6 protein-coding genes and 1 pseudogene are annotated in these 6,668 nt (G+C 34.5%); 1 reads left to right on the forward strand and 6 read right to left on the reverse strand.

The genetic code is table 11. The features are described 5' to 3' along the window. From MV589_RS04285 to MV589_RS04310, 6 genes and pseudogenes are all read right to left on the reverse strand, one after another. A pseudogene (locus MV589_RS04285) lies at positions 1 to 356 on the reverse strand (tRNA 2-selenouridine(34) synthase MnmH); the annotation flags it as partial. Positions 357 to 358: 2 nt separating this feature from the next. Beyond that, complete coding sequence (gene selD, locus MV589_RS04290; protein ID WP_297432402.1) at positions 359 to 1,393, reverse strand: selenide, water dikinase SelD; 1,035 nt, start codon at positions 1,391 to 1,393, stop codon at positions 359 to 361. 65 nt (positions 1,394 to 1,458) lie between these two features. Further along, positions 1,459 to 4,311 (reverse strand): EAL domain-containing protein, encoded by a 2,853-nt coding sequence (locus MV589_RS04295; RefSeq protein WP_297432392.1) that lies wholly within the window; start codon positions 4,309 to 4,311, stop codon positions 1,459 to 1,461. A 1-nt stretch (position 4,312) separates the two neighbouring features. Further along, positions 4,313 to 5,233, reverse strand: coding sequence for a cytochrome-c peroxidase (locus MV589_RS04300; protein ID WP_297432394.1), 921 nt, complete (start codon positions 5,231 to 5,233; stop codon positions 4,313 to 4,315). A 168-nt stretch (positions 5,234 to 5,401) separates the two neighbouring features. Continuing rightward, a complete protein-coding gene (locus tag MV589_RS04305) occupies positions 5,402 to 5,653 on the reverse strand; it encodes a type II toxin-antitoxin system RelE family toxin (protein WP_297432396.1) in 252 nt (83 codons plus the stop codon). Continuing rightward, positions 5,646 to 5,876: a YlcI/YnfO family protein gene (locus MV589_RS04310; RefSeq protein WP_297432398.1), complete on the reverse strand. Its 231-nt coding sequence runs from the start codon at positions 5,874 to 5,876 to the stop codon at positions 5,646 to 5,648. The genes MV589_RS04305 and MV589_RS04310 overlap by 8 nt, the downstream gene beginning before the upstream one ends. Before the next feature lie 94 nt (positions 5,877 to 5,970). Here MV589_RS04310 and MV589_RS04315 point away from each other — a divergent pair, with 94 nt between their 5' ends. Further along, complete coding sequence (locus MV589_RS04315; RefSeq protein ID WP_297432400.1) at positions 5,971 to 6,600, forward strand: transposase; 630 nt, start codon at positions 5,971 to 5,973, stop codon at positions 6,598 to 6,600. The last annotated feature ends 68 nt before the right edge of the window (positions 6,601 to 6,668 follow it).

Consider the following 6,668-nt stretch of genomic DNA (forward strand, 5'->3'; position numbering starts at 1 on the left):
TTAAGGCGAGTTATGTTTATGCCAACTTCCCCAAGCCACGCTTGAGCGATGCCTGAGCGTTGTCCACCACGAAAGCAGTATAAAAGGGCATTCGGATTTTTTTGCAGATAGTTTTTCCACTCTTGCACACGCTCATTTTTTCCACTCTCTTGTATAAGCTCCTCGGCAAGTTCTACTGCAGCAGCGTTGCCCTGTTCTTTATACATTGTTCCAACAAGTTCGCGTTCTTTGTCTGTAAGTATAGGCAGATTTGTTGTTTGTACAAACGCACCTTTTTCAAACTCAACAGGGGCACGAACATCCAAAAGAGGAGTGTTTTGTAAAACAATAGAGCGAAAATCTTCTGTAAGTTCCAAATCTAATGTACCTCTATTAAATGCTCACTGCGTTTAGTCGTTTGACCAATAGACTCTAAAGAGAGTCCACTTTTTTCAGTAATTTCTAAAAAGGCAGGTACACTCTCTTTTCTTACAACACAAAGCAGTCCACCTGAAGTTTGTGCATCGCACAGTATATTTTGTTGTTCATGTGTCATTGGTCCTATTTTATCGCCATAGCTTAAAAAATTATTGCGTGTACCACCTGGAATACAATCCATTGCCAAGTATTTTTTTACATTTTTAAGTACAGGTACTTTGTCATACTTAATAATAGCACTAATATTGCTTCCCTCACAGATTTCACTCAGATGTCCTAATAGCCCAAAACCTGTCACGTCTGTAAGTGCTGTTACGCCTTCAAGTTGTGCTATTTCTTGTCCAACCTTGTTTATGGCACACATCGCTTCTATGGCTACATCAATGTCACCATCGGCTATTTTTCCCTGTTTTTGTGCAGTTGTAAGTATGCCTATACCTAAACCTTTTGTAAGAAATATTTCACAATCTTCCTCTGCCGTATCGTTGCGTTTCAGATTTTTATTTTCTGCTAAACCTGTTACGGCTAGTCCAAAAATAGGCTCAGGAGAGTCAATGCTATGACCACCTGCAAGTGGAATACCTGCCTCTTCACATACACTACGACCGCCATCTATAACGCGGCTTCCAACTTCAGCGTCAAGTTTGTCTATTGGCCAGCCAAAGATGGCAATTGCCATTAGAGGCTTGCCACCCATCGCATAAATGTCACTGATGGCATTTGTCGCCGCAATGCGTCCAAAAGTAAAAGGATCATCGACTATGGGCATAAAAAAGTCTGTGGTACTGAGCACTGAAGTTCCGTTACCAAGATCAAACGCAGCGGCATCATCTTTTGAGTCATTTCCTACTAAAAGCTCTGGGTATGGAACTTTTGTTCTTGAACTTTTTAAGATTGTATCGAGTAGTTTTGGAGAAATTTTACAACCACATCCTGCCCCATGGCTATATTGTGTTAGTTTTACATCTTGCATAATATATAATATCCTTCTGATTAATTTTACTCAGTTTAGCACAAAAAAGGGAAATATTTAGGAAATGTTTAAGAAATAGCAAACCTTTTTATCACATCTTCTACAAGTATAGGTCTGCTAAAGAGATAGCCTTGTCCGTAATCACACTCATATTCTGTGAGAAAATTCTCTTCCTCTTTTGTCTCTATACCTTCTGCAACTATGGAGTAACCTAATGTTTTAGAGAGGGCTATAATAGCTTTTATGATGGCATTTTCAGCGCTTCCTTTTTCTATGTCATCGACAAAAGTTTTGTCGATTTTTATGGTGTCAGCTGGCAGATTTTTTAAGTATGCCATTGAGGAGTAACCAGTACCAAAGTCATCTATGGAAATCCTAAAACCTTTTGCTCTGAAATTTTGCAAAAGTGACATATTCTCAAGTGTTGGTGCCATAATAAATCGCTCTGTTATCTCTATTTCAATATCTGAAGCTTTAAGATGATACTTTTCAAGTATGGAGAGAAAAATGTTTAATAAATCTACTTCTTTAAATTGCATACTTGCTACATTGACCGCTATATAGTGGATGTTGAGTCCATTTTCTCTCATCTTACACAATGCTTTACAAGACTCTTCAAAGACAAAGTAACCAATGTCCACTATAAGACCATTCTCTTCAGCAATGGGAATAAATCTATCAGGATAAGTAAGCTCTTTGTCTTCGTTATTCCAACGGATGAGTGCCTCAAGTGATACTATCTCTTTTGTCTTTAAGCTGTATTGCGGTTGAAAAACTAAATAAAACTCATCTCTTTTTAGGGCATTTCGCAAAGAGAGTTCAATGTTGAGTCTGCTTTGTATCTTATTTGAGAGCTCCTCTGTGTAGTATTGAAATTGGTTTTTTCCTTTGTCTTTTGCAAGATACATTGCGCTATCTGCATGTTTTACAAGGGTATAAGCATCGTCACCATTTTGTGGATAGAGGGATATGCCTACACTTGCAGTTGTACTTAGTGAGTGTGAATTTACTTGTATGGGCTCTTTGACTGCTGCGATAATGTGGCTAGCAATTTTTGCACTTACTGCTGGTGTTGTGGTGTTTTCAAGTATGATGACGAATTCATCGCCTCCCCATCGCGATATAAAGTCACTCTCTCTTAGTGTATGTCTCAAACGCTTGGCAATTTCTATGAGCACCTTATCACCGATGTCGTGTCCAAGTGTGTCATTTATAACTTTAAATCTATCAAGGTCTATAAAGAGCAGCGATAAGCTCTCTTGTTTGCGTTTTGCAATAGTCAGGGCATGCTCAAGATACTCTTCAAAATGGACACGATTATAAAGCCCTGTAAGCTGGTCATGGTAGGCAAGATAATCAATCTTTTCCTGCACACTTTCAATCTCTCTTAAATCTGTCTGAACGGCAATATAGTTGATAACATTGCCTTTTGTATCTTTAATTGCTTTTATGGTACTCCAAATAGGAATGTAGAGACCACATTTTGTTTTGTTTATGATTTTACCTTGCCAGATATCTTTACTTTCAATGCTGCTCCACATCTGTTTGTAAAAGTGAGTATCATGTGTACCTGAATGGAGAATTTTAAGGTTTTCTCCCTCTATTTCAGGAAGTGTATATCCATAAATTTTATGAAAAGCCTTGTTTATAGATATGGCCTTTTTATCTGCGTTTGTGATAATAATTGCCTCTTCGGTGTTGTCAAAAACAGATGCGGCAAGTTGTAATTTTTCATTTTGTTCAATGTATTTTGTAATATCGAGTTTAATAGCAAGGTAACTGATGAGTTTCTTATCTAAAAATATAGGAACAATGGAAGCTTTTTCATAGTATAAAGAGCCATCTTTGCGCTTGTTAATAAATTGCCCCTCCCATTTCTCTCCATTGTCAAGTTTTTTGTTAAGTTCTACATAAAAGCTGTCGTCTTGTTTGCCAGATTTTAATATATTTGGATTTTGACCTAGTGCTTCCTCTTTGGAGTACCCTGTCATCTTTTCAAAAACTTCATTGACAAAAGTGATATGTCTTTTTGGATCTGTTAGTACAACACTATTGTCACTATTTTTAACTGCAAACTGAAATGCATAAAGCTCTTGAGAAATTTTGACAGATTTTCTGTAAATTTTGAGTAAAATTAAAATGAGACCAAATGCAGTGAGGAAAAAGAGTAGGGTGATAGCTCTGTTTATCTGCATATTTTTGTTATGTATATCGTCTACTAACATATGAAGTTTTTGTAGTTGTTGGTAGAGCTTGTTATTGCGAATTTCCAAAGAGAGTCTTTTGAGTTCACTAAGTGTTTTTAGCATTAACTTTGAATGTGTGTAAAAATTATATATAAGCTTGTTGTGCTCTTCTTTTGAAAGCTTTAAAACATTCGCAATCTGTTTGTCCACAAATACCTTGTCTATATAATCTGTCGTTGTAAACTTTAGTAGATAAAAAAGTGTTTCATTGACACTGCTTTTTGTCTGTTGTGAAATATTTTTGCTCTTTCTGAGTGTTTGTTGTAGGTCAAAAAGGAAATGAGATGTATTGATAAGAGTTGCGTTTAAAGATTTAAAATACTCCAAATTATCAACCTTTGCAGCAAAAGTTTTTTTAATGTTATTTAAACATTGTGTTAGTTCTAAATTTTTTGGATATTGTCTAGCTATATTTTGCTGTAGTGAGTTAAGGGTTGTTTTAAATGCTCTAGTGCTTTTATTTACACCATTATAGTTTTTAAAGACATCAATACTCAAGGCAAAATTGTCAAACTGTTTGTCTGTAATTTCGAGTGAAACGATTTTATTATGAATAATATTGTACTCTTTTGTATCTTTATCTATCGAGACAAGATAAGAGAAGAGTACAATTAACATTACAAGTGAGCTAAGGAGTAAAAAAACTACTTTATCAATTTTTTTAAGTAGGTGCATTTTATGGCTCAATATCTTTTGGTAGTTCTCCATTGAGAGATTTTAGAAATGCCAAAATTTTATTGACTTCATCCTTTGTCATTTTTCGACCAAGTTGATACTCAGACATTATAAGTACTGCCTTGCGTAAACTTGGTTGACTCCCATCATGAAAGTAGGGCGCTGTACGCGCTACATTTCTAAGAGAGGGAACTTTAAAAAAGTATTTGTCTCTTTCTCTATGTGTAACATCATATCTTCCTAAATCTGTACTGTTTGCATCACTGTAAATACCAAATTTATTGTACATATTACCACCGATGTTCACACCTTGATGGCAAAGTATGCAACCTTTTGTTTTAAAGAGAGTGTAACCATCTTTGGCTGCGTTTGAGAGTGCTTTTTTGTCACCTCTAAGGTAGCGGTCAAAGGGTGCATTTGGTGTAATGAGCGTCTTTTCATATTCAGCTATTGCGTTTGTAATGTTGGCTTTTGTTATTCCATCTTTATATATAGCGTCAAATTGTTGTTTATAAGCAGTTTTATTGAGTTTTGGTATGAGCTTTTTAAAACTGTTTGTCATCTCAACAGGATTCTCAACTGGTCCCGCAGCTTGGTCTTGTAAAGTGGCGGCTCTTCCGTCCCAAAATTGTCTAAAGTTAAAAACGGCATTGTAAACAGTAGGTGAATTTCTTGTTCCTGTACGTCCGTGGTAGCCAAAAGAGACTCTAAGATTATCATCTCCTCCATCATTAAGGTTATGACAAGTTGCACAACTTACGCTGTCATCTATGGAGAGACGAGTGTCAAAAAAGAGCTTTTTTCCTAGAGCGGCTTTTTTTTCATTGACCTTTACTTTTAGAGGAATTGCAGAGATAAGAGCATCTGCTTGAAGAAGTAGTATATGTGAGAATAGGAATGATAATAAGAAATATTTATACATATCGCTATTTTAGCTGGAATTAACTGAAATAACAATAGAGATACTAACGGCTGATTTATTTTAAAAGGTAACACGGTCCTTTAATATTACCACTAAGCATTTGAATAGCTTGATGAAAACTAATAAGGTTTTGTTAGTATTTCACAGTCTCTCTGTTTTGTTGTAAGTTTAATAAACTTCTTTCCTGTGAGCAATTCTAATAACTGAGATAACTAAATAATTATTCTCTTTTAAATAAATTATTCTATAATTCCCAGCTCTTTTTCTAAACTTTCCTTTATGTTTACCCTTAAGCTGTTTATCGTTTGAAAAATTTCCATCTTGTAAATTTAAAATTTTTGTTGAAACAAGTTTTTGTGCTTGTGCATCTAATTTTAGAAATTCTCTCTCAGCATCTTTATCAAATGCAATTTTATACATCTATCCCAGCTTTTTTAAAAACTTCTTCTAATGGTACAAGTGTAGTTTTTCCAGCTTTGAGATTATCAATTCTTTTGTCTGCTACCATTTCATCTAGTTTATCAAAGTATAATTCTATTGCTTTTTCAACAAGACTTGTTCTTGTTCTATCAAGTTCTTGTGCATATTCATCAAGAGTTTGTACAACATCTTTTTCTAATCTAATATTAATTGCTTGTTTCATAATAGTAAACCTTTAATTTATTTTTTGTATACACAATTGTAGTGCAAATAAAAGATTTTGTCAAGTGGCTTACAACGACTGAGTTGAGAAATATTTGAGCCGCAGGGTCAAATATTTCTCTCCAAGTTTAGATGAGTTAGTAGAAGAAGATAATGTAGTTCGTGCAATAAAAGCATATGTAGACACATTAGATATTTTTAAACTCAATATAAAAACTAAAAGAAGCCTAATCAAAGATGTACAACCTGCATTTCATCCTAAACTACTCTTAAAAATCTATATCTATGGCTACCTAAACAAAATAAGAAGTAGCCGAAAACTTGAACTTGAGATAAATAGAAATATAGAGATGATGTGGCTCACACAAGGTCTTCGACCATCCTATAAGACTATCGCCAATTTTAGAAAAAATAATCCTAAAGCTTTGCAGATTATATTTAAAGAGTTTAGCATACTCCTTAAAAATCTAAAACTTATAACAGGTGATTTAGTTGCAGTAGATGGAGCATTTTTACGGGCAAATGCCAGTAAAAATACACTTATCATGAGAAACACGGTAAAAAAAGATATAGCTAAAATAGATGAAGATATAAAAAACTATATGACTATACTTGAGACATTAGACAAAGAGGACGCAAACACCACAAACCTAAAAATCTCAAAAGAAGGGACTAAAAATAAATGTTGTGTCCGAAAAATTTGCTATTATAAGGATAATAAATAGATGGATGCATATATGAGTCAAATGGAAAATAAATTAAACATAGATCAACTACTTGGAAACTTAAGTAA

This window comes from Sulfurimonas sp. (assembly GCF_026991475.1).
GTDB lineage: Bacteria > Campylobacterota > Campylobacteria > Campylobacterales > Sulfurimonadaceae > Sulfurimonas.